At 66.4% G+C, this 21,822-nt stretch carries 21 protein-coding genes; 8 read left to right on the forward strand and 13 right to left on the reverse strand.

Features of this window, described 5'->3' with window-relative positions:
* The first annotated feature begins 39 nt into the window (after nt 1–39).
* From DFO50_RS10420 to DFO50_RS10440, 5 genes are read left to right on the forward strand one after another with little or no spacing between them, the layout of a single operon-like run.
* Nucleotides 40–1,356, forward strand: coding sequence for a lysine N(6)-hydroxylase/L-ornithine N(5)-oxygenase family protein (locus DFO50_RS10420; protein WP_107890205.1), 1,317 nt, complete (start codon nt 40–42; stop codon nt 1,354–1,356).
* Nucleotides 1,353–2,168 carry an ABC transporter ATP-binding protein gene (locus DFO50_RS10425; protein ID WP_051528954.1) on the forward strand — a complete coding sequence of 272 codons (816 nt, stop codon included), beginning with the start codon at nt 1,353–1,355 and terminating at the stop codon, nt 2,166–2,168. Before DFO50_RS10420 ends, DFO50_RS10425 begins: the two co-directional genes overlap by 4 nt.
* The gene (locus DFO50_RS10430) at nt 2,156–4,144 is read left to right on the forward strand and encodes an iron ABC transporter permease (RefSeq protein WP_051528955.1); all 1,989 of its coding nucleotides are present in this window, start codon (nt 2,156–2,158) and stop codon (nt 4,142–4,144) included. The genes DFO50_RS10425 and DFO50_RS10430 overlap by 13 nt, the downstream gene beginning before the upstream one ends.
* Nucleotides 4,141–4,914: a siderophore-iron reductase FhuF gene (fhuF, locus tag DFO50_RS10435; protein WP_084300179.1), complete on the forward strand. Its 774-nt coding sequence runs from the start codon at nt 4,141–4,143 to the stop codon at nt 4,912–4,914. The genes DFO50_RS10430 and fhuF overlap by 4 nt, the downstream gene beginning before the upstream one ends.
* A complete protein-coding gene (locus tag DFO50_RS10440) occupies nt 4,880–5,782 on the forward strand; it encodes an iron-siderophore ABC transporter substrate-binding protein (RefSeq protein ID WP_084300181.1) in 903 nt (300 codons plus the stop codon). The genes fhuF and DFO50_RS10440 overlap by 35 nt, the downstream gene beginning before the upstream one ends.
* A gap of 348 nt (nt 5,783–6,130) precedes the next feature.
* On the opposite strand, the gene DFO50_RS10445 is transcribed toward DFO50_RS10440, so the two are convergent.
* From DFO50_RS10445 to DFO50_RS10485, 9 genes are read right to left on the reverse strand one after another with little or no spacing between them, the layout of a single operon-like run.
* Complete coding sequence (locus tag DFO50_RS10445; protein ID WP_112692483.1) at nt 6,131–6,640, reverse strand: ClbS/DfsB family four-helix bundle protein; 510 nt, start codon at nt 6,638–6,640, stop codon at nt 6,131–6,133.
* Nucleotides 6,641–6,700: 60 nt separating this feature from the next.
* Nucleotides 6,701–7,084: a RidA family protein gene (locus tag DFO50_RS10450; protein WP_112692470.1), complete on the reverse strand. Its 384-nt coding sequence runs from the start codon at nt 7,082–7,084 to the stop codon at nt 6,701–6,703.
* Nucleotides 7,081–8,052, reverse strand: coding sequence for a threo-3-hydroxy-L-aspartate ammonia-lyase (locus DFO50_RS10455; protein WP_112692471.1), 972 nt, complete (start codon nt 8,050–8,052; stop codon nt 7,081–7,083). The genes DFO50_RS10450 and DFO50_RS10455 overlap by 4 nt, the downstream gene beginning before the upstream one ends.
* Nucleotides 8,049–8,693, reverse strand: a complete 645-nt coding sequence (locus DFO50_RS10460) for a transcriptional regulator (RefSeq protein ID WP_028499787.1) — start codon at nt 8,691–8,693, stop codon at nt 8,049–8,051. Before DFO50_RS10460 ends, DFO50_RS10455 begins: the two co-directional genes overlap by 4 nt.
* A gap of 57 nt (nt 8,694–8,750) precedes the next feature.
* Nucleotides 8,751–10,211, reverse strand: coding sequence for an efflux transporter outer membrane subunit (locus tag DFO50_RS10465; RefSeq protein WP_233495236.1), 1,461 nt, complete (start codon nt 10,209–10,211; stop codon nt 8,751–8,753).
* Nucleotides 10,212–10,225: 14 nt separating this feature from the next.
* Entirely contained in the window at nt 10,226–11,344 is a 1,119-nt protein-coding gene (locus DFO50_RS10470; protein WP_107890210.1) for an ABC transporter permease, read from the reverse strand.
* A gap of 3 nt (nt 11,345–11,347) precedes the next feature.
* Nucleotides 11,348–12,487 (reverse strand): ABC transporter permease, encoded by a 1,140-nt coding sequence (locus DFO50_RS10475; RefSeq protein WP_028499790.1) that lies wholly within the window; start codon nt 12,485–12,487, stop codon nt 11,348–11,350.
* The gene (locus DFO50_RS10480) at nt 12,484–14,238 is read right to left on the reverse strand and encodes an ATP-binding cassette domain-containing protein (RefSeq protein ID WP_028499791.1); all 1,755 of its coding nucleotides are present in this window, start codon (nt 14,236–14,238) and stop codon (nt 12,484–12,486) included. Before DFO50_RS10480 ends, DFO50_RS10475 begins: the two co-directional genes overlap by 4 nt.
* On the reverse strand, nt 14,235–15,284 hold the full coding sequence (locus DFO50_RS10485; RefSeq protein ID WP_233495237.1) for an HlyD family efflux transporter periplasmic adaptor subunit: 1,050 nt from the start codon (nt 15,282–15,284) through the stop codon (nt 14,235–14,237). Before DFO50_RS10485 ends, DFO50_RS10480 begins: the two co-directional genes overlap by 4 nt.
* Nucleotides 15,285–15,347: 63 nt before the next feature.
* Here DFO50_RS10485 and DFO50_RS10490 point away from each other — a divergent pair, with 63 nt between their 5' ends.
* The gene (locus DFO50_RS10490; protein ID WP_028499793.1) at nt 15,348–16,031 is read left to right on the forward strand and encodes a TetR/AcrR family transcriptional regulator; all 684 of its coding nucleotides are present in this window, start codon (nt 15,348–15,350) and stop codon (nt 16,029–16,031) included.
* On the opposite strand, the gene panB is transcribed toward DFO50_RS10490, so the two are convergent.
* The gene (gene panB, locus DFO50_RS10495) at nt 16,004–16,855 is read right to left on the reverse strand and encodes a 3-methyl-2-oxobutanoate hydroxymethyltransferase (RefSeq protein WP_107890397.1); all 852 of its coding nucleotides are present in this window, start codon (nt 16,853–16,855) and stop codon (nt 16,004–16,006) included. The genes DFO50_RS10490 and panB overlap by 28 nt on opposite strands.
* A gap of 81 nt (nt 16,856–16,936) precedes the next feature.
* Here panB and DFO50_RS10500 point away from each other — a divergent pair, with 81 nt between their 5' ends.
* A complete protein-coding gene (locus tag DFO50_RS10500) occupies nt 16,937–17,740 on the forward strand; it encodes a helix-turn-helix domain-containing protein (protein WP_107890212.1) in 804 nt (267 codons plus the stop codon).
* On the opposite strand, the gene DFO50_RS10505 is transcribed toward DFO50_RS10500, so the two are convergent.
* Entirely contained in the window at nt 17,737–18,123 is a 387-nt protein-coding gene (locus DFO50_RS10505) for a rhodanese-like domain-containing protein (protein WP_199489802.1), read from the reverse strand. The genes DFO50_RS10500 and DFO50_RS10505 overlap by 4 nt on opposite strands.
* Nucleotides 18,124–18,196: 73 nt before the next feature.
* Entirely contained in the window at nt 18,197–19,837 is a 1,641-nt protein-coding gene (locus DFO50_RS10510) for a methyl-accepting chemotaxis protein (RefSeq protein ID WP_112692474.1), read from the reverse strand.
* 229 nt (nt 19,838–20,066) lie between these two features.
* Between DFO50_RS10510 and DFO50_RS10515 the strand changes: the two genes are divergently transcribed.
* Nucleotides 20,067–20,873, forward strand: a complete 807-nt coding sequence (locus tag DFO50_RS10515) for a hypothetical protein (protein WP_112692475.1) — start codon at nt 20,067–20,069, stop codon at nt 20,871–20,873.
* 3 nt (nt 20,874–20,876) lie between these two features.
* Here DFO50_RS10515 and glcC read toward each other — a convergent pair whose 3' ends face one another.
* Complete coding sequence (glcC, locus tag DFO50_RS10520) at nt 20,877–21,668, reverse strand: transcriptional regulator GlcC (protein ID WP_028499798.1); 792 nt, start codon at nt 21,666–21,668, stop codon at nt 20,877–20,879.
* Nucleotides 21,669–21,822: the final 154 nt, after the last annotated feature.

Consider the following 21,822-nt stretch of genomic DNA (forward strand, 5'->3'; position numbering starts at 1 on the left):
CACTCTCCCTCTATTTCATTCTCGAATTCAGGAATCGTCATGTCCATTCACTTTGATGTCGCGGGTATCGGTGCGGGCCCTTTCAACCTCAGTGTTGCCGCCTTGCTGGCCCCACACGGAAGAATCCGCAGCGCCTTCTTTGACCGGCGCGAACAATTTGACTGGCATCCGGGCATGATGGTCGACGATGCAGCGATGCAGACCTCTTTTCTCAAAGATCTGGTTTTGTCTGCAGACCCTACTAGCGCATATTCTTTTATTGCCTATCTGGTAGCCAAACACCGCTTTCATCGCTTCATTCATGCCGGCTTTACCCATGTCCGACGATATGAGTTTGCCGATTACCTGCAGTGGGTGGCAGAAAAACTGCCTAACCTGCATTTCAAGCACGAAGTGCAAGAAATCAGGTGGAGCGAAAACGGTTTCCGCTTGCAATTCGACGGGAAGTGCGAACATGCCCGACATTTGGTTGTCGCCACCGGACTTACGCCCAACATTCCCGACTGGGCCCGTCGGCATGAACACCCGCGCTGCCTGCATTCCCATCACTATCTGGCGCGGGTTCCCGACGCGACAGGCCTGCGCATTGCGGTTGTCGGCGGAGGACAAAGTGGTGCCGAGGTCGTGCTTGACCTGATGTCTGGTCGACGTGGCCGGACACAATCGATCTGCTGGCTGTCACGGCGGCACACGCTGGAGGCACTCGACGAGGCACCGTTCAGTAACGAATTCTTCACCCCCAGCTATGTCAACGCGTTCCATTCGTTGCCAATGGCATGCAAGCCCGCGCTGATCAGGCAGCAAACATTGACTGGTAATGGCATTTCACACGAAACGCTCAGGCAGATTTACCAGACACTCTATCTGAGCAGCTTGCAGGAGGGCCGGGAACAAAGGCTGCGCATCCTTCCACACCGGGACGTAAGGGCAATGGAATGCCTCCCCGCTGGCGGCTGGATACTGGCTGCCCATAATGGCTTTGATGACCGGATCCATCACGTCGACGCTGATGTAGTGGTTCTGGCCACAGGTTATCTGACCCGGCTGCCCGCCTGCATCGAACCATTGCGGGGCCGGCTGAATATCGATCAGCAAGGGCATTTGCCGCTGCGTCATGATTTCTCGGTGCCCTGGGACGGGCCGGCTGACCACCATATTTTCGTGCAGAACGGCGGGCTTCACAGCCACGGCATCGCGGATCCACAACTGAGCCTGGCAGCCTGGCGCGGTGCAATCATCGCCAATGCCATTCTCGGTGAAGAGCGGTATGCAACGGCAGCCCCCCCCTTTCCCATCGAGTGGGCCAGCGAGGCCGCTCCCGGCTCGTGGAGCCAGCGTGGGCAGGACCACACATGAACACCATCCCCGGTTCCCTCCGGGCCTCCCGACTCAGCGTGGCATTGGCTGGCAAGCAGGTGCTGTCGGAGATTGACCTGGCTTTCCCCGATGCTCGGGTCAGCGCGCTGTGCGGCCCAAACGGTTGTGGCAAGAGCACGTTGCTCAGGGCGCTGGCCGGCCTGATCAGGCCGCAGGCCGGCAGCGTCTGGCTCGGCGACCGGCTCCTTTCTGCGATGACGGCACAGGAACGAGCACGGCATCTGGCAATACTGGGGCAATCTCCTCTGCTGCCCACCAGCATGACCGTTGCCGAACTGGTTGCCTGCGGCCGGTTCGTCCATACCGGGCTGACGGAAAGGATCAGCGACGGCAACCAGCGCTGGATCTCGTGGGCCATCAGTGCCAGCGGCCTGACTGCACTGCGTGACCAGCCGCTGTCACGGCTGTCGGGAGGGCAGCGCCAGCTCGCCCGGATCGCCATGGCGCTCGCACAGGGAAGCCATACGCTGTTGCTCGACGAGCCCACGACCTTTCTCGATGTTCATCACCAGATGGAAATCCTGCAGCGGATGCGTGCGCTCAGTCGCGAGCACGGTCTGACCGTACTCTGGGTGCTGCATGATCTGAATCAGGCTGCGGCCTTCTCCGAGCACATGGTGCTCATGCGCGATGGCCGCGTGCATGCCGAGGGTCCACCGGCCACCCTCGCCGTACCGGCAGTGCTGTCATCCGTATTTGGTGTGGACATGTGCGCCGGCCTGATCGACGGCCAGCCCGTCTGCCTGCCGCGCATGAGCACACCGGCGGAACAGCCACCATGCGTCCCCTGAGCACTCGTTGCAGCCATCCGTTCACATGGCTGCTGGGCGGCCTTCTGGTCGCAATCGGCTTGAGTCTGACCGGACCGCTGCCATCTGGCCGCATCACGCTGCAGACCTGGCTGAACGGCCATGTCGACGGAGACACCCTGTGGATCGCCTTCAGTCAGTTGCGTCTCCCCCGTGTCGCGGCAACGCTGATGGCGGGCGCAGCGCTGGGCATGGCGGGTTGTCTGCTTCAGGCACTCTCTCGCAATTTCCTGGCATCCCCCGGCGTGCTGGGCGTCACAGCAGGCGCCCAGCTGGGGTTGATCGCCACCGTGCTGCTGCCCGCAAGTCTGGCGCTGGCAACCGTACCGACGGTTTTTGCCGGTGCGCTGCTCGCCGTGCTGTTCTGCTTCGTCATCGCTGGCGGCTGGCGTGCCCATCCGCTGACGCTCGTACTGGCCGGCAGCGTGGTGTCACTGCTGCTGTCGGCCATGGTCAGCCTGATACTGGTACTGTTCGATCAGCACGTGGCGGGGGTTGCACTGTGGAGTGCGGGCTCGCTGTTTCAGTCCGGCTGGACGGGTGTGACCGGTGGTCTGCCCTGGTTCATGCTGGCCACCGCCATGGCCTGGCGCAACCGCAACCAGTTGCAACTACTGGCGCTCGGGGATGACAGTGCCGCCAGCGTGGGGCTGAACGTCGATCGCCTCCGCCGCCGGCTGTTGCTGATTGCCTCGCTACTTTCAGCCGTGGCCATGACCCTGGCGGGACCACTGGGGCTGGTCGGGCTGCTCGCGCCCAATCTGCTGCGCCTGGCCGGGATCAGCCAGCCGGCCCGGCTGCTGCCGGGTGCCGGACTGACCGGGGCACTACTGCTTGCATTTGCAGATCCGCTCGCTGACTGGCTCGGCGATACCAGCCGCAGCCTGCTGCCGCTGGGCGTCGCCACGGCAGTGGCCGGGACGCCATTACTGCTGTGGCTGATCGGCAAGCAGGCGTCCGCCGGACTGCCCGTGCCGACACGATTCCCGGACAGTCGCCCTCCGTTTCCGCATGCATCCTTCCTTACGCTGGCCATCCTGCCGCCGGTTGCCCTGCTGGGTCTGCAACTGACGCCGGACCAGTTGCTCGACGGCTGGCGAAACCCATCCAGCCTTGCCGGGCTGTTGTTCGATCTGCGCGGACCGCGCGTTGGCGTAGCCATGCTGGCCGGGACACTGCTGGCAGCCAGCGGCGTGCTGCTGCAGGGCGTGGTACGCAACCCGCTGGCCGGTCCCGAACTGCTCGGGCTGAGCCAGGGTGCGGCACTGGCGATATTGCTGTCGCTGGTCTGGTTTCCGGATCCGGCATGGCATGTCCGCCTGCCCTTTTCCCTGATCGGGGTCGGCAGCCTGCTCAGCATCCTGTTGTGGGTCACCCGCAAACAACAATGGGCGCCGATGCAGCTGGCGCTCGGCGGCATGGCACTGGCCACCCTGTGCAGCGCATTCGGCACCCTGATTGTTGCCCAGTCGAAGTTGCAACCGGCCCAGGCCGTGACCTGGCTGGTGGGCAGCAGCTATGGTCGAGGCTGGGCCGAAGCCGGCCTGCTGCTCGCTGGTTGCGTGACGCTGCTGCCGCTGGCCTACCGCCAGGCGAGAGCACTCGACCTGCTGGAGCTCGGAGACGAAACCGCAACCAGCCTTGGCCTGGCGGTCTCATCGGTCCGCCTGCGACTGCTCGGCATCGCCTGCGTGCTGGCCGGACTGGTCGTCGCCTGCGCCGGCCCGGCGGGTTTTGTCGGACTGGTCGCGCCGCACATGGCGCGCCGGCTGGGGGCTGGCCGGCATCGGCCGCGGCTGGTGCTGGCCATGTCGCTGGGGGCCATTCTGTGCGGACTGGCCGACCTGCTCGGACGCACCCTGCTGGCACCGCAGGATCTGCCGTTCGGTCTGATCACCACCTTGATCGGCGCACCGGTCTTTCTTTGCCAGTTGATGTATGCACGGAAGGCAACATGAGCCCGCCCGATCCTCGTCGCTGGCTGACCGGCCCGCTGGCCCCTTACGCTCGTTGCGTAGTACTGGAACCGGATGGTGCCAGTGAAATGGCGGTTGGTATGCTGCGAGACCCGGAAAACATTGCAGCAGCAATGGCGCGCTATGCCTCCAGGCATGCCACCGCCCCGCGCCGTGCGCTGGTCTCCCAGTGGCTGAAGCGGTACCTCGCCTGCCTGCTGATCCCGCAACTGGCATTGCTGCAGCATGGCTGGCGCTTGCCGCAGGAGATCAGCGCACTGTCGCTGCGGATGGGTCCGGATGGAGAGGCCTGCGCCTTCCGTTATGCATATGTCGGCGCACCGCTGCAGGATGACACGGACCGCTGGAGCGAACTCCTGTTTGACCACCTTGCCCCGCTGATCGCGGCACTGGCCAGCCACGGCCGGCTCGCACCCCGCGTGCTGTGGAACAACCTCGGCAATCTGCTCGATGCAATTTTCTCCAGACTGCCGTCATCCAGTGAAGCAGACCGGCTCTTTCTGCTGGAAGCCGGGCACTGGCTCCTGCCGGACGGATCAGGAAACACGCTTCGCAACCCGATGCGATATCCCGTCCGCCATATCGCCCCACTGCTGCCCGAGGTCCGGACAACTCCGACCCGCTTGCGCCGCCTGTGCTGCCTGCGGCACGAAATTCCCGGCATGGTGTATTGCGCCAGCTGCCCGCACCTTGAGCATCTCGATCGGACTGAACTGCATGCCCTCCTTGAACACTGGCAGCGACAGGATTAGCCGCCGCCGGTTGCTGTTCGCCACGGCCCTGGCCGCGCTGCCTTCACAGGCTCGCACTCCCCTGCAGCATCGACAGCCCCGGGTGATCACTCTCGAGTATCACGCTACGGAAATGGTCCTGGCGCTGGGCGTCACGCCGGTAGGGGTTGCCGATACCGGCGGCTACAGCCGCTGGGTCGGTGTGGAAAAGGCACGGCTCGCCACTGCCATCAATGTTGGCAATCGGCAACAGCCATCGCTGGAAGCCATCGCCATGCTACGCCCGGACCTGATCGTGGCAGTCGACTTCCGGCATGCATCGCTGAAAGCCCTGCTGGAGCGCATTGCTCCGACCCTGATGTTGTCCAGCAGTGAACGTGAAGGACTCGCCGCCGTATTCGAGGACCATCGTCAACTTGCCCTGACACTGGGTCTGGAAACGCGCGCAGGGCTTGCGCTGACAGTACTGGACGACTGTCTCGCCAGAGAGCGGAACCGACTGGCTGCGGCGGGCTGGGCCGGCAAGCCACTGGCCATCCTGCAGCACATCGCCGGTGTGCCGCAGATGTGGGCCTTCGCCGGCAACAGTGTGCCGGGTGGCGTGCAGAAGGCACTGGGCCTTGGCGGCCCGTGGCTGCACGAGCGCGCGCGGCAGGGAATCACGGTCAAAACAGTTGAGGAACTGCTGGTTCTGGACGTCACCCTTGCCCTGCTCGGCGGCGCCCCCCCGCAGACGCCGGTATGGAAGCAGGCACCCGCCGTTCGGCACGAACGGCTGCTGGTTCTGCCTGACGGTCTGTGGCCATTTGGCGGACCGGTATCGACGGTCCGGCTGGTGCGGGCACTGAGCACCGCCTTGCTGCGTCGGGGGCATGCGGACCGGCCATAGTGACATTCCGCAAGAAACCGGCTGGTTTATAGCGTCAAAAAGCAGGCTGGAACAGGAGGAGACCCCATGATCACGCAGGCCGACCCCGCGACTGCCCAGCGCTGCACCGGCACGCCTACCGTCATCGTCCATGACAACCGTTGTCTCACCGTTCGCACCATCCGCTACAACCGGACCGGAGACGAAGGCGGCGATGCGGACGAATGCGTTCGATGCGGACGGGGCCACCGTGCGTCGGCCGTGCGGGATTGCAGGGTGACAGCGGTCGCTGTCGGCTCGCCCCCAAATGGCAAGCAGGTTGGCAAATGCGACGATCCATCCAGCCCGGTGCGTCGCTTCCGGGTCCGGCTAGACACCTCGGGCCTTCTTCCACTTGCGCAGCCGTGCCCGGGCATTGGCATACGGTGACGAGGTATTGAGCTGGATCATCCGTCCGAGCGGATACTTGCCGTACCACGCTTCGCCATACAGCGAGGCGTCGGTTTCGCGCATGACCCGCTCGACGATATCGGCATGGGCGTGGGCCAGCGCGTCCCGCCGCGCCGGAAAATCCAGCGCGGCGTGGTCACGATAGAACCGCTGTGCCAGCCGGCCGAGTTCATTCCACTTGAACCCGGTATCGGGGAAATCCACCTCCCGCCCGGCGTCCCGGCCGGCACACCACTTCAGCACCAGCAGGTTCCAGCCCAGCAGATAGGCCACCAGGTCGGCCACGCTGATCAGCGTGCCCTGCACATGGCCTTCCAGTGTCGCCTCAAAGGCCTGCGCCGGCGGCACCGTGCGCAGCTCGGCATCGAGCTGCGCATAGCGGGTTCGTATCGCGTCCAGCAGTTCGCGCTGGTTTGCGGGGATCGGCATGACATCTTTCGCACAAATCGGGGCGGCCATCATCCGCCTGCCGCCGGCGGGCCGGCAAGCTCAGGCCCGGGCGACCGCCTCCATCTCGACCGCCAGTCCGTGGTGCAGTACCGGCACCGGCACAACGGCGCGGGCCGGGCGCAGCTCACCAAGCCAGGCCGCGTACAGGCGGTTGAACAGTGGCCAGTTGTCGATGTCGGTCAGGTAGACGCGCACCTGCAGCAGCCGTGACGGGCTGCTGCCGCAGGCAAGCAGCGCCTGCCCGACATTGGCCAGCACCTGGCGCGCCTGCGCCTCGAAGGGCGCGCCGGTCAGCTTGTGGCCATCAGCGGTGATCGGCAACTGGCCGGACACATAGACCAGCCCGCCGGCGCAGACCGCATGCGAGTAATGCCCGCCGGGCGCCGCCATGGCCGCCGGATCGACGAAGCGCGGCGCACTCATGCCAGGCCCTGGATCAGCGCGGCAAAGCGCTGCAGGTCAACATTGCCGCCGGACACGATAATGCCGACCCGCTTGCCGGCGACATCGACCTTGCCATGCAGCGCGGCGGCGGCGGCCAGGCAGCCGGTCGGCTCGGCGACCACTTTCATCCGGCCGGCCAGGAAGGCCATGGTATCGACCAGTTCCGCATCGCTGACGGTGACAATGTCGTCGACCAGCCCGCGAATGACCGGGAAGGTGTAGTTGCCAAGATGCTGGGTCTGGGCACCGTCGGCGATGGTCTTTGGCGTGTCGATATGGACGATTTCGCCGCTGCGGAAGCTGCGCTGGCCGTCATTGCCGGCCTCGGGCTCGACCCCGATCACCTTGCAGGCCGGGTTCATCGCCCTGGCCGCCACCGCGCAGCCGGACAGCAGCCCGCCGCCGCCGAGGCAGACCAGCAGCAGATCCAGTTCGCCGGCCTGTTCGATCAGTTCCCTGGCGGCCGTGCCCTGCCCGGCCATCACGTGCGGATGGTCGTACGGCGGAATCAGCGTCAGGCCGCGTTCGGCTGCCAGCCGCTTGCCGATGGCCTCGCGGTCCTCGGTATAACGGTTGTAGAAGATCACCTCGCCGCCATAGCCGCGCGTGGCTTCGACCTTGATTGCCGGCGCATCTTCCGGCATCACGATCACTGCCCTGACGCCAAGCAGCCGCGCCGACAGGGCAATCGCCTGCGCATGGTTGCCGGACGAGAACGTGATCACGCCGCTGGCCTTCTGTTCCGGGGTGAACTGCGAGATGGCGTTGTAGGCGCCGCGGAACTTGAACGCTCCCATGCGCTGGAAATTCTCGCACTTGAAGAACAGCGTGGCGCCGGTCAGCGCATCGGCTGTCGCCGAAGTCAGCACCGGGGTCTGGTGGGCGACGCCATGGATGCGTTCATGGGCAGCGACAACATCGGCAAAGGAAATGGGCAGTGCAGTCATGGTCGGTCTTCCTGGGGGAGATAGGTATAGACGGTTGAGCGGGCGACGCCGAGGGTCTGCGCCACTTCGGACAGCGCGCGGCGCAGGTCCAGCAGTCCGCTGGCAGCCAGTTCGCGCATCGCATCGCGGCGCTGGTCGAGATTCAGGCCCATCGGCGTGGTATTGCGGGCGGCGGCATAGCGTTCGAGCACGGTGCGGACTTCTTCGACCCGGCGCGGCGCCAGCGATTCGTTTACCGCCGGTGCCGGCGTGTCGGTGCGGATCAGCTGGCCGAGCCCGGCGGTCATGGCGCCCAGCATCGACACGTCCATGTTCAGGCAGATCGCGGCGACGAACTCACCGTCGCTGTTCTTCAGGCCGATCGATGTGCTCTTGGCCGGACGGCCATCGGGAAAGCGGTTGGCGTAGTTCTGGATGACTTCCGGGAAGTCGGGATTGGTGATGCGCGCCAGACCGAGCTCGGTCGCCGCGTCGCCGACTTCGCGGCCGGACAGGTTGTTGGCGATCGCCACCACCGCGTGTTCGGGCCGGGTCAGGTCGTGCAGCACGACCTCGACCAGCGGGGCGAAGGTCTGCCCGAGCGCGTCGACGATTTTCCGCGCCTCGCGCAGCAGGAGCTGGTTTTCTTGGAGATTTGGCATGAGTGACATTATGTCCATTAATGACAAAACGTCAACCACTACAAGAAAATTGCCCTGCTACACCCCGACACTCTTGTAAACCGCCACCAGATCCAGCAGCAGTTGCGCCTCGCTGTCCGCCCGGGCGCCCTGCGCCTGCAGTTGCGCACAGCGTGCGTCGAGCACGGTCAGGAAGTCGGTCATGCCGCCAGTCTGCCGCGCCTGCGCCAGCGTCAGTTCGTCGCGGCGGGCGGCCTCGGTCCGGGCCAGCTGTACGCGGCGCTGCTGTTCCGCCGCATAGCGCGCCAGGGCACGGTCGACATCGTGCCAGGCACCGAGCACGCTCTGCTGGTAGGCAACAGCGGCTTCCTGCTGTTCGAGCTTGCGCAGGGTAATCGTGCTGCGCCGGCGGCCCTGGTCGAACAGCGGCAGGGTCAGGCTGGGCCCGATCGACCACTCGCGGCTGCCCCAGTCGCCAAACTGCCCGGCCTGATAGGAGTCCAGACCAAAGCGCGCACCAATGGTCAACCGCGGATACAGGTCGGCCACCGCCACGCCGACCTCGGCCACGGCCGCCTGCAACCGTGCCTCGGCCGCACCGATGTCCGGGCGGCGCTGCAGCAGCGCCGAGGGCACGCCGAGCGCGAGGTCCGGGCGCGGCCAGTCGCCGGGGCCGCGGCCGTTGTCGGCCAGTTCGGTCCGCAGCGCGCCGGGGCGTTCCCCGAGCAGCAGGGTCAGCTGATTGATCGCCTGCGCCTCGCGCGCCAGCCATGGCGGCAATGCGGCTTCGGCGTCCGCCAGTTGTGCCCGGCGGCGCTCGGCCACCCCGCTGTCGTCCAGCCCGCCGGCCACCCGTGCCTGTGCCAGTTGCAGCGCCTCACCGGCGGCGGCCACCCGCGCCCGGCCCAGCCGCAGCTGCTGCTGGGCCGCTCGCAGTTCGACATAGTTGCGCACCACTTCGGCCGTCACGCTGAGTGTGACCTGCTGCAGTTCGGCACGCGATCCGGCGATGCGGGCATCGGCCGCCTCCAGCTGGCGGGCGACCCGTCCCCACAGATCGGCCTCCCACGACGCATCGAAACCGGCCTGGTACACCGTTACCGGTTCGCTGAGCACGCCGACCAGTTCGTCGTGGCGCGCCGGCGACAGCACGTCGATCAGCCGGGTGCTGACGGCATGCTCACTCTGCCGCTGACGATCGAGACTGCCGACGGCATCAACCTGGACCCCGCGCTGTGCCGCCACGGTGCTGCGCTGAGCGCGGCTCTGGGCGAAGCGCAACGCCGCGGTGCGCACGTCCGGGCTGGCGGCACGGGCGCGCTCGACCAGCCGGTCAAGCAGCGGGTCGCCGAACGGCTTCCACCAGTCCGTCTCCAGCCCGCTTTCGACCACCGGCACCGCCAGCGCATCGGCGCCACTGCGCCATGCACGCCAGTCGTCCGGTGCCGGAATCTGCGGCCGGTGATAATCGGGGCCAGCGGCGCAGCCGGCCAGGGCAAGGATCAGCGCCAGTTCGATCGGGTTCGGGGTACGCATCATCAGGGTCTTTCTCGTCATGACAGCCGGTGGCGGAACAGCCATGCCGCCAGCGGCAGCGTCAGTGCCGCAATCACCAGCAGGGGCAGCAGGTCGAGCGCCACCTCGCGCAGACCGACGCCCTCCAGATAGACGCGCTGCACCAGGTTGATGGCAAAGCGCAGCGGATTGGCCAGCGTGGCCAGTTGCAGCGCGTCCGGCATATTGCTGATTGGCGTGGTCAGGCCGGACAGCAGCATCAGCGGCATGACCAGCACAAAGGTGTACAGCATCGCCTGCTGCATGTTCAGCGACACCGCCGAAATCGACAGACCGATTCCGACGCTGGCAACGGTAAAGCACAGCAGCCCGGTGTACAGCGTCAGCAGCGAGCCGGCCATCGGGATGCGGAACCAGAACAGCGCAACGAACAGTACGATCGTCGACTGGGTCAGCCCGACCAGGATCGGCGGCAGCGACTTGCCGATCATGATGTCCAGCGGCGTCAGCGGCGTGACCAGCAGCTGGTCGAAGGTGCCCTGCTCGCGCTCGCGCGCCACCGACAGTGCGGTCAGCATCAGCGTCTGCAGCATGCTCAGCGCGGCGATCAGCCCGGGAATCAGGTTCCAGCGCGTTTCCAGATTCGGGTTGTACCAGGCTCGGGTCTCGATCTGCAGCGGCAGCGGCGCAGCACCGTGCTGTTCCCGCCAGTCGGCGTTGAAGCGTTCGACCACGGCACTGACGAAGCCGGACGCCGAACCGGCGGTGTTCGAGTTGCGCGCATCAAGCACCAGTTGCAGCGGCGCCGCTTCGCCGGCTTCCAGCTGCGTGGCAAAGCGCGGGCCGATGCTGATCACCAGCAACGCCTGCCCACTGTCGATCACGCGGCTGATGTCGGCCCGGGTACGCAGGGTTTCGATGCGGTGAAACACGCCGGTGCCATCGAGATGGGCAACCAGTTCGGCCGATGCCGCGCTGCGGCTCTGATCGAGCAGCGCATACGGCACATGGGTCAGATCGTAGGTGGCGGCATAGCCGAACAGCACGCTCTGCAACAGTGCCGGGACGAACAGGATCACCCGGTTGGCGGGGTCCTTGAGAATGGTCAGCAGTTCCTTGCGACACAGCGCCAGGATGCAACGCAGGCGTTCCAGCATGATTCAGTCCAGTCGCTTGTGGGTGACCGCACGCGCCAGGGCCAGCAGGACCACGGCGTAGACGGCGAGGATGGCGCAGTTCCTGAAGATCAGCGGCCAGACATCCCCGGCCAGGAACAGTGCACGGATCAGTTCCATGAAATAGGTGGCCGGCAGCGCCTGGCCGATGATGCGGATGACCGGCGGTACATTGCGCAGGTCGAACAGAAAGCCGGACAGCATCATCGACGGCAGGAAGCTGGCGACCAGCGCCACCTGGCTGGCCAGAAACTGGTTGCGCGTCACCGCCGAAATCAGCAGGCCGACGGCAACGGCGACCAGCAGGTAAAGCATCGACGCGAACAGCAGCACCAGCAGCGAACCGTACATCGGCACCGCAAACAGGAAGCGTGCGGCCAGCAGGCACAGCACCAGCCCGACCAGGCCGATGGTGAAATACGGCACCACCTTGGCCAGCAGGATTTCGATCGGCCGCACCGGCGACACAAACAGCGCCTCCAGCGTGCCGCGCTCCCATTCGCGCGCCATGACCAGTGCGGTCAGGAAGGCGCCGACCAGGGTCATGATCAGCACGATCAGACCCGGTACCAGATACCAGGTGCTGGTATTGGCGGCGTTGAACCACAGCCGCGTCTCCATGGTCACCCCGCCCACCCGGTTGCCACTGCCGGCCGGGCCGGCGCGGTCGGCCCGCGTCAGCGCCCACTGGCCGAGCGCGCTGGTGATATAGCGCTGGATGCTGCTGGCGCGATTGGCGTCGGCGCCATGCAGCAGAATCTGGATGCGCGCATTGCCATCGGCCAGCCGGCGGGAAAAATCCACCGGCACGCGGACGATGGCATCGACCTTGCGCGCCCGCATCAGCCGTTCGGCATCCTGCATCGAGGTCAGCATCACCGCCGACAGGAATGGCGACAGCCGCAGCCCGGCCACCGCCTCGGTGGCGGCCGGCGACGGATCTTCCAGCACCACGGCCAGCGGCGCGTTGCGCACGTCCAGCGACAGTCCGTAGCCGAAGATCAGGATCAGCAGCATCGGCAGCAGGATGCCGATGGCCAGATTGCTCCTGTCGCGCAGCAACTGGCGGAATTCCTTGCGGATCAGTGCCCGCAGCCGGGCGGCAAAGCGTCCGTCGCCGATCATCGCGCCCCCCGTTCCCGTGCTGTTTCGACGATGCCGATAAAGGCCGCCTCCATGCCGGCGCCGGGGTCGCCGGCGATGCCGGCCTGGCCGCGCACCTCGCCCGGCGTGCCGATCGCCAGCAGCTTGCCGGCGTCCTGGATCACGATGCGATCGCAGTACTCGGCCTCTTCCATGAAGTGGGTGGTGACGATAATGGTGGTGCCGGCAGCGGCCAGTGCGGTGATCCGCCGCCAGAAGGCGCGCCGCGCGCCCGGATCGGCACCACTGGTCGGTTCATCCAGAAACAGGATGTCCGGTTCGTGCAGCAGCCCGGTCGCCATCGCCAGCCGCTGGCGGAACCCGCCCGGCAACTGGCCACTGGCACTGTCCATCACCTCGGCCAGGTCGAATTGCGCCGCCACCGTGGCGATGCGTTCGTGCAGGGTCGTGCCATGCAGCCCGTAGGCATGACCAAAGAATTCCAGGTTTTCCCGCACCGACAGATTGGCGTACAGCGCGAACTTCTGCGCCACATAGCCAATGCGCCGCCGGGCAGCCGCCCGTGCGCGGCGCAGGTCAACCCCGGCCACCCGCAGGCTGCCACTGCTGGCCGGCAGCAGTCCGCACAGCATGCGGAAGGTCGTGGTCTTGCCGGCGCCATTCGGGCCAAGCAGACCGAAAATTTCGCCGCGGCGAACCGAGAAGCTGGTGCTGGCCACGGCAGTGAAATCGCCGAAGCGACGCACCAGATCCCGAACTTCAATGACCGTCGCGTCGTCACTGACTGGCGCGGGGGCAGACACGGCGAGCGGTGTCGTCGGGGCCGGCATGACGCGGCGCTCGCGCAGCAGCAGCATGAAACCGTCCTCCAGCCGCGGAGGCAGCGCGTCGACCGCCAGCCCGTCCAGCAGCGCCGACAGCGCCGGGTCCGCTCCATCGCCATCGCGGACAAAACGGACCCGCCCGCCCTGCGGTACGGCATCGGCCACGGCCACGGCGTGATCGAGCAGTTGCGCCTGCAGCAGCCGGGCCGGCTGACCAGCCGGCGGCGTGACCGCAAAAACCCGCCCGCTGGCGCGGTCGCGCAGGCTGGCCGGATCGCCCTGCGCCAGCAGCCGGCCGTCATGCAGCACGAATACCCGCGCACAGCGTTCGGCCTCGTCCAGATAGGCGGTGCTGACCAGTACGCTGAGCTGCTCGTCATCCACCAACTGGCGGACGATGTCCCACAGCTCGCGCCGCGACAGCGGATCGACCCCGACCGTCGGCTCGTCGAGCAGCAGCAGTTCCGGCGAGCGGACCAGGGTGCAGGCCAGCCCGAGTTTCTGTTTCATCCCGCCGGACAGCTTGCCGGCCGGGCGGGCGGTAAAGCGGCCGAGGTCGGTCATGGTCATCAGCCGCGCATAGCGCTCGCGCCGTGCCGCCAGGGGCACGCCGTGCAGATCGGCATACAGATCGAGGTTTTCCTGCACGCTGAGGTCGTCATACAGACCGAAGCGCTGTGGCATATAGCTGATCCGGTTCTGGATCGCCTGCGGGTCCTGCGCGGCGTCGATGCCGAGTACGCGGAGGCTGCCGCTGTCCGCGCGCAGCAGACCGGCCGCCAGCCGCAGCAGGGTGGTCTTGCCGGCGCCATCCGGGCCGACCAGTGCGGTCAGCGTGCCCGGCTCGATCGACAGCGTCACGTCGGCAAGCGCATCCAGCATCCGGCCGGACGGCTTGACGGCGAAGCGCTTGCCCAGCCCGCGGGCATCCAGCGCCAGCGTACTCATGGTGCATCCGGCGTCAGACGAACCGTGGCCGGCATGCCGAGCCGCAGCCGGTCGCGGCTGTCGTCGACCAGAATGCGGACTTCGTAGACCAGGCTGGTGCGCAGCTCGTCGGTCTGCACGGTCTTCGGCGTGAATTCCGCCACCGACGAGATATAGCCGACCTTGCCCGGCAGGCGCTGGTCCGGATGGCTGTCGGTACTGACCATGGCGCGCATGCCGGGACGCAGGCGACCGAGATCGACTTCGCCGACATAGGCGCGCACCCACTTCGGGTCGGTCAGCGCCAGCGCATAGGCCGGCCGCTGCGGCGACGCCATGTCACCCGGTTCCAGCAGCCGGCTGCGCACTACGCCATCGACCGGCGCAGTCAGTTGCGCCTGCTCCAGCCGGTAGCGCAGCAGCGCCGTCTGCGCCTGCGCCGCCCGCAGCTGGGCATCGGCTTCGGCAATGTCCTCGTCGCGCGGTCCGCTGACGGCCAGCGCCAGCGCCTTGTCGGCCGTGATCCGCGCCGCCCGGGCCCGCTGCCGGCGGGCAATGGCCGCATCCAGATCCTGCTGGCTGACGGCCTTGCCGGCGGTCGCGGCATGCACGCTGTTCAGCCGTGCCAGCTGCTGACCGGCATCGTCATCCTCGGCCTGCGCCGAGGCCAGCGCGGCACGCGCCTGGGCGAGTTCCTCCGGGCGGCTGCCGGTCTTCAGCCGGCGCAGCACCTGTTTTGACGCTGCCTGCCGCGCCTCGGCCTGCGCCAGTTCCAGTGTCGCCCCACGGGTATCGAGTGTGCCCAGCAACTGCCCGCGGCGAACCCGGTCGCCTTCGCGCACGGTCAGTGTCGCCACCCGTTCGCTGGCATTGAAAGCCAGCGACACCTGGCGGACATCCACATTGCCGTACAGCGTCAGTACGCCGTTGTCCGGCGACGGCCGCACCAGCCACCAGATGCTGCCGGCAATGCCGGCCAGCACCAGCCCGGCCACAGCGATCTTCAGTTTCCCGTTCATCCCGACCCGCTCCCGATACGCCGCCATGGCGGTCCATGGCGTCTTCATAATTTAAATTCTAATTTGAATTCTAATTTATGACAAGCCGTCGCGCTACGGTAAGATTATGGGATGAAAACAAGCGATCCGAACGTCCCCGGCGCGCCAGGCCGCAAGGCGCGTGCCGACGGTGACGCCACGCGCCAGCGCATTCTCGACGTCGCCGGCGACATTTTCGCCGAGCTGGGCTACGAGCACGCCACCAGCAAGGCCATCTGCGCACGCGCCGAAACCAATATGGCGGCGGTGAACTACCATTTCGGCGGCAAGGAAGGCCTGTACCAGGCCGTTCTGGTGGAAGTGCACCGGCGCCTGATCAGCCGCGACACGCTGTCGGCGATCGCCGCCAGCGATGCCTCACCGGCCGACAAGCTCGGCGGCGTGATCGACGCTTTCATTCTCGGCGCGGTCGACGGCGGCTGGCATCTGCGCATCTATGTCCGCGAGATGCTCGGCCCGTCGGCGACCCTGCTGGCCGCCCTGCAGCAGGAAGCGCTGCCGAAAGCCACCCTGCTGCGACGGATGCTGAGCGACTTTACCGGCATCCCGGAGCAGGAACCGGCGCTGGCCTGCTGCCAGTTGAACTTCTTTGCGCCGCTGGCCATGCTGCTGCTCGCCGACCGCCAGGTACTCGGCCGGATGCTGACCGATATCTGGCGCGACCCGGACGCGCTGCGCCAGCACCTGAAAACCTATGCACTGTCCGGCCTTTCCGCCGTGGCGGCCGCTTATGCCGGACGGGCGTCGGCGTCGTGAGCCGGCTTGCGGCCATGAAAGCAGTGCTCGCTGGCCGGAAAGAGACCACGACGCACCTCATCGGCGAAGCGGGCCACGGCGGCGTCGATCAGCGGATTCAGTTCCGCATAGCGGCGAACGAACTTCGGCGTGTAGTCGTCGAACAGGCCAAGCATGTCCTCGGTAACCAGCACCTGACCATCGCAGGCCGGTGACGCACCGATGCCGATGGCCGGAATCGCCAGCAGGCCGGTCAGCCGGCGCGCCAGCGGCTCGGCCGTCCCCTCGATCACCAGCGCGAACGCACCGGCCGCCTCGATCGCCAGCGCATCGCGCTCGACCTGCGCTGCCGCCTCCGGTGTCATGCCCTGCGCCCTGAAGCCGCCCATGGTGTTGACCTGCTGCGGCATCAGGCCGACATGGCCCATCACCGGAATGCCGCGTGCGGTCAGGAAGGCAACCGTCCCGGCCATTTCCACCCCGCCCTCGAGCTTGACCGCCTGGGCGCCGGTCTCGATCAGCAGCCGGGACGCGGCGCGAAACGCATCGGCCGGCGAGGCCTGGTAGGACGCGAACGGCAGGTCGATCACCACGCAGGCACGCTGCGCGCCGCGCATGACCGCCTGCCCGTGGGCAATCATCATCTCCAGCGTGACCGCCAGGGTGCTGGGCATGCCGTACAGCACCATGCCCAGCGAGTCGCCGACCAGGATCAGGTCGGCATGCGGATCGACCTGCCGCGCCATCGGCGCCGAATAGGCAGTCAGCGACACCAGGCTGCCGGCGCCCTTGCGCTGGCGGATCTGCGGCACCCCGATGCGGGTAACACGGGCGGGTGTACTCATGGCGAAATCCCTTGGCTTGTGAATGACGGCCATCACGCTATCATCGCCGCCATGCATGAACTTGCGGAGCGGGGACAGCCTATGCTGCTGACGGGACAGACACCGAATCACTACCGGGTGCCGGAGCTGGGTGGCCTGCCACGGCCGCTGTATGTGCGCGCGTTCGAGATTCCGGCCGACAGCGAGGTGGCGATGCACAGCCACCCATGGGCGCAGTTCATGCATGCCAGTGCCGGCGTGCTGTGCGTGCATACCCCGCTCGGACGGCACATGGTGCCGCCGCAACACGCGATCTGGATTCCGCCCGGCATGGCGCACGGGGTGACCACCCATGGCCGCATCGCCTTTCACAGCCTGTATCTGGATCCGGGCGCGCTTGAAGGCCCGGGCCCGGACTGCAAGGCGCTGGTGGTCACGCCGCTGCTGCGGGCGCTGCTGCACGAAACGCGGACGCTGCCGGCCGACTACCGGCCCGACAGTGCCGACGGCCGGCTGGTGGCAGTGATTCTCGACCAGATTGCCCGCCTGCCGGCCGCGCCGCTGTGCCTGCCGATGCCCGGCGATCCGCGGCTGCTGCGCATTGCGCTGGCGCTGCAGGCCGACCCGGGCAACGACCGCACGCTGGAGGCCTGGGGTCAGCGGGTCGGCGCGACCCGCCGCACGCTGGCGCGACGCTTTCGCGATGAAACCCGGCTGACTTTCAGCGAATGGCGGCTGTCATTGCGCATGCTGGCCGCCCTGCCGCGGCTGGAGGCCGGCACGCCGGTCACCACCGTGGCCGCCGAGCTCGGCTATGCTTCGCTGTCGGCCTTTATCGCGGCATTCCGCCGTTTTCACGGCAGCACGCCGGGTGCCTTTTTCGATCGCAACGCCACTCGCCGTTAATCGAAGGCGATGTCGGCCGGCTTGTCGATCGGCAGTCCGGCAGCCAGCCACGCCTCATAGCCGCCAGCCAGCGACACGACCTGCCCGAATCCCATGCTCTGCAGACTGACGGTGGCCAGTGCGGCCCGTCCGCCAGTCTTGCAGTACACCACCAGCGGCCGTTCGGTGCGCTGCAGCGCCGGCTCGCTGGAAATCCGGAATTCGAGCATGCCGCGCGGGATGCTGATGGCGCCGGGCAGATGACCCTGACCATATTCATCCGGCTCGCGAACGTCGATGACCAGCGTATCCGCGTCTGCCATCCGCTGACGGACAGCCTCCGGCGCCTGCTCGTCGACGGACTTGCGGGCTTCCTGCACCAGATCGTGGGCGGTTTTCAGCATGGGGGGTCTCCTGGAGGGGCAAATACATTACATTAATAAATATAATATGTTTTGCGCAAGAAAAATCCGCCCCTTACAGCCGGAATCGCGCCACCACCCCCTGCAGGCCCTGTGACAATCCCCGCAGTCCGTCGGAGGTCCGGGCCAGTTCCTCGACCGTCGCGCTGTTTTCACCGGCCATCTGTGCCACCTGTTCCATGCTGCGGGCCAGGCCCTGGCTGGCGCCGCGCTGCTCGTCCAGCGCATGGTTGATGCTGCTGATCGCCGCCAGCACCTCGCTGGCGCTGTCCCGGACCTGAACCATGGCCTCGCCGCTCTTGTCGGCGCTCTCGGTCACGGCAGCCACGTGCTGCCGGCTCTGCGCCATGCTGTCCACCACCCGGCCGGCATTCTGCTGGATCGAGGCAATCATGCGGGTGATCTCCTGTGCCGACAGCGTGGTGCGCTCGGCCAGCTTGCGCACCTCATCCGCCACCACGGCAAAACCGCGCCCGGCCTCGCCGGCACGGGCGGCTTCGATCGCGGCGTTCAGTGCCAGCAGATTGGTCTGGTCGGCCACATCGCGAATCACGGTCACGATATTGCCGATGGCCTGCACTTCACCGGTCAGGCTGTCCATCTCGCCGGCGGTGTCCTGCACGCTGCTGCTGACGGTCCGCATGCGCTCGGCCGAGGCCAGCGCATCGCTGCCGCCCTGTCCGGCCAGGCGGCCGGCCTGCGACGCCTGCCGCGATGCCTCGCCGGCGCTGTCCGCCACATGACTGATGCTGACGGTCAGTTGCTCCAGCGTCGCTGCCGTGGACGAGGTCGAATCGGCCTGACGCTGCGCGCTGGCTGCCACCTGGCCGGACATGCCGGACAGCTGCGCAGCCGAGTCCGCTACCGCGCCGGCGTTGTGGCGGATGTCATGCAGCGCGGCGGACAGCCGGGCACGCATGGTTTCCAGCGCTGCCAGCAACTGGCTGACTTCATCGCGCCCGGCATGGACTGCGTGCCCGCCTGTTGCGGCCAGGTCGCCGTCGGCAATCCGGTTGGCGGTCACGACCGCCCTCCCCAGTGAACGGCCGATGCGCACCGACAGCAGCAGCGCCACCGCCGCGCCCAGCATCAGGCCCAGCGCACTGAGCACGGCCATGACGATTCGCGCCTGCCCGTAGCTGGCGTCGGCTTCGGCCCTGGCCCCGGCCATCAGCGATTCCTGGAATGCCGCCATGGTGTCCAGCCGTGCCATCAGCAACCGGTTGTCGGGCACGATCTGCTCGCGCAGGAAACGGGCGGCGTCCGCCATCTGCCCGGCCTGCACCAGGGCATTGAAACGATCGTAGTGCGACAGCAGCTGATCATGTGCGGTGACAATGTCGGCGAACAGCGCCTTGCCCTTGACCAGATTCAGCGACGCACCCAGCGTATTCAGGGTGTCGGTATTCTTTTTGCGGTTGGCCGCCATCTGCCCGATGACGGTTTCACGCCCGGTGCTTTCACTGACGAGCAGAATATCGCGAATCAGGCGGGTATTCTCAAGCGAGGTTTTGATTACGCCATTCACCAGCACGATTTTTGAATATCGCGCATCAAGAATATTTTCAAGATTCTGCTGTACCGCCGACATTTTGTTCATGGCGAATACTGCCATCAGCAGTTGCAGCAGCAATACCAGTCCAAAGCCTGTCAGCAGTTTCTGCCTGACGGTCATGGCATCATTCATATTCATCATTTGTATTCCGGATCATTCAGCCATGAATGGTACGGCAATGACATGGCGTGCCCCATACGCCAGAATATCTATAAATTCAGATTGTATATTCCATATATAAATTACATATTCCGGCAGGGCGCCATTCAGGACAGGCCAGACAGCAGGACCGGGAGATCTTGGTCGAAGGCCGAAAAAGTGGGATGCTGCGGACCGGCATTCCCGCCCCGCCCTTCCGGAGTCCGCTGTCGTGTCCACTGGCCTGCATCTGCTGCTGATCGATCCCCAAAATGATTTCTGCGACCTGCCCGGTGCGGCCCTGCCGGTGACCGGTGCCGATGCCGACCTGACGCGCGTGGCCACGCTGGTCGACCGGCTCGGGGCGCGCCTCGACCGGATCCATGTCACGCTGGATTCGCATCAGCCCGTGGATATCGCCCACCCGGTCTGGTGGTGCAATGCGGACGGCGAAGCACCGGCGCCATTCACGCTCATCACGGTCGGGGATGTCGAATCCGGCCTCTGGCGCGCGCGCGACCCGCAGCAGCAGGCGCACAGCGTCGACTACGTCCGCGCGCTGGCCACCCGCGCCCGCCATGCACTGGTGATCTGGCCCGAGCACTGCCTGATCGGTGGCTGGGGCCACCAGCTGCATGCCGGCTGCGCCACAGCGCTGCAGGCGTGGGGCCGGCAGACACTGCGCACGGTCGACTATGTGTTCAAGGGCATGAATCCGGGCACCGAACATTACTCGGCGCTGTGCGCCGAAGTGCCCGACCCGGCCGATCCGGGCACCCGTCCCGATCCGGCCTGGATCGCCCGCCTGGCCGGGGCCGATACCGTGCTGATCGCCGGGCAGGCGCTGTCGCACTGCGTGGCCAGCACCGTACGCGATCTGGCCGACGCGCTCGGCGACGCATCCCGCCTGCTGTTGCTTGATGACTGCAGCAGCCCGGTCGCCGGTTTCGAAGCGCTGGGCCGGGAGTTTGTCGACGAGATGGTCGCGCGCGGCATGCGGGTGGAACGCAGCGACAGGGTTCAGCGCCAGGCAGCCTGAGCTTCAATCGTCGGCGGGCGGGTCGAGCGCATCCAGCCCTTCCAGGCGCATGGTCGCCCTCACCAGCCGCTGTTCTTCCTGCTCGATCTCGCGCAGGTTGTCGCTGATGCTGGTCAGGTGTTCGATGGCGGCGCGGCGCGCCTGCTCCGGCAGGCGGCTGGTGACGGCGTGATGCAGCCGCGCATGCTGGCGGTCCAGCTGTCGCTTGCGCTCGGCGCGGTGGTACAGATTGCTCAGCGAGGCGAATACCGAACTCAGCAGCAGGTCGGTCAGCGAACGCAGCGTCTGTACCAGTACCGGATTGTGCGATGCCTCGCAGATCGCCAGGTGAAAGGCATGGTCGACGCGCGCATGCGCTTCGGCATCCACCCCGAGCCGCTGTGCATCGATCAATGCCTGATAGCGGCGGCTGATCAGGATGAAGTCGGCCTCGGTGCCGCGCAGGGCGGCCAGCCGCGCCGACTCGCCTTCCAGCAGCGCCCGGACCTCCAGCAGATCGTACAGGGTGCGCGGATGCGCGCTGTACAAGTGCATCAGCGGATTGCCGCTGCCGTCCGGCGCCATGGCGCTGACCTGCGAGCCCTTGCCATGCGCGGTCTCGATGATGCCGCGCCCGCGCAGCACTTTCAGGCCTTCGCGCAGGGCGGTACGCGACACGCCGAGTTTCTCGCACATGCGCCGCTCGGACAGCAGTGGCTGGCCGGGCTTCAGTACCCCGTCCAGAATCATGCGTTCTATGCGTTCGGCAACGACGTCAGCCAGTTGCCGGGAGCGGCCTGGACCGGCGGCGGTCATGCGCAGCTCCAACTGGTATGACCAGCTGCAGAGCACGGGAAACGGGGATCGGGGATGTTGCGCATGGTGCTGATCACAAAAAGGAAACAGAAGGAATCGTCATGTCTTGCAGTGCACAAACTGGTATGACCAGTTGATTTTAGCATGGACGTTC

The sequence above is a fragment of the Microvirgula sp. AG722 genome, assembly GCF_003269145.1.
GTDB lineage: Bacteria > Pseudomonadota > Gammaproteobacteria > Burkholderiales > Aquaspirillaceae > Microvirgula > Microvirgula aerodenitrificans.